The 1,304-nt window shown below is 62.7% G+C and carries 1 protein-coding gene and 1 pseudogene; both read right to left on the bottom strand.

Annotated elements, in window-relative coordinates; translation table 11 throughout:
- Positions 1–91 precede the first annotated feature (91 nt).
- Positions 92–490 (bottom strand): hypothetical protein, encoded by a 399-nt coding sequence (locus tag O7A60_RS31660; RefSeq protein ID WP_337109572.1) that lies wholly within the window; start codon positions 488–490, stop codon positions 92–94.
- 131 nt (positions 491–621) lie between these two features.
- Positions 622–1,149 (bottom strand): annotated as a pseudogene (locus tag O7A60_RS31655) (transposase); the annotation flags it as partial.
- Positions 1,150–1,304 lie beyond the last annotated feature (155 nt).

Below are 1,304 nucleotides of genomic sequence, written 5' to 3'. Positions count from 1 at the left end.
ATCGTGGTCTCTTCCAAAATACGTCTAATCCAGCAAAATACTTCATGGCTGCTCCTTCCCGATGTTTGTGGTGCTCCAAGGCGACCACGTTCTAACATCCCGACAGGAGGAGCCGCCCGCATCTGGGCTCGGGCGAGACCCCAATCACCCCATCTGTTGAAGAAGTGTAGCGCTTGGCCTTGAGGATGGCCTCGTCGCCGTTATGGTAGACGAAGGTGATTTCGATCGAGCCGTCTTCGAGCAGTTCGGCGGAGCCGTCACCGGTGACTTCGTCCATTTCGTCGCAGCCGGCCCAGGTGAAGAAGACCATCGAGGGGCTGTAGCTCAGATCAAGACCGGCTTGCAGGGCGCCAAAGGCGATCTCGCCGTTGTTGTCATCCCCTATGGTGATGGTGGCAGGGCCGCTGAGGTCGAGATAGCCGCGATCCCACAGGTCGGCCTCGACGATACGCCAGCTGCCGGTCAGCTGGCAGCCAGCCGGCGCGCTCATGTCGGCACCGCCACGAGCTTCGGTAGCCGTACCAGATTGTAGGCGGCGGCCGCGAAGGTGAATGCCCATCCGGCGCGGTCACGGCCGCGGAACCTGGTCTTTCTTTGCCCCGCGACCGTCTTGATCCAGCCGAACGCCTCCTCGATGCGCCGCCCGCCGCCTGGAGCCGGTGGCTCGCCCGAGCCGTCCTTCGGCTTGACGCTCTTCATGGACGCCCACGCCTCGACCAGCGTGCCGTCGACCGAGAAGTGGTCGGTGGACAGGAGCTTCTTCACCCTGGGCTGCGCCAGCACCGCGCCTAAGAACTTCGCTGCGATGTCGCCTTCCAGCAACCGGTCGCGGTTCTTCGAGAACACCGAATGGTTCCATGGCGCCTCATCGACGCCGATGTCGACGAACCAGCGAAACAGGAGGTCGTACTCCAGCCGCTCCATCAACAGCCGCTCCGAGCGGATTGAGTAGAACGCCTGCAGCAGCATCGCACGCAGCAGCTTCTCCGGCGCGATCGATGGTCGCCCCGCCGCAAACTCCCGCTCCAACGCGACCAGCGCCTCGTTCACGATCGCCCGGATCGCTCGCAACGGGTGACCCCGCCGAACCCGCGCCTCCAGATCAACGTAGCTGAACAACTCGCCAGTTCGATTGTCGCCACCGCGCACGTGTCATCTCCGAATCTCTTCGGAATTAGTGAATCACGGTCATCGACCTGCGGCGAGCACCTTTTTCAACAGATGGGGTGATTGGGGTCTCGCCCGAGCCAGATTGAGGGCGGCTACTCCTGTCGGGATGTTAGAACGTGGTCGCCTTGGAGCGC

It is taken from the genome of Mesorhizobium salmacidum (SeqCode) (assembly GCF_037179605.1).
GTDB lineage: Bacteria > Pseudomonadota > Alphaproteobacteria > Rhizobiales > Rhizobiaceae > Mesorhizobium > Mesorhizobium salmacidum.
Note: the sequence above shows the minus strand (reverse complement) of the source record. Positions and strands in the feature narration are given on the sequence as shown.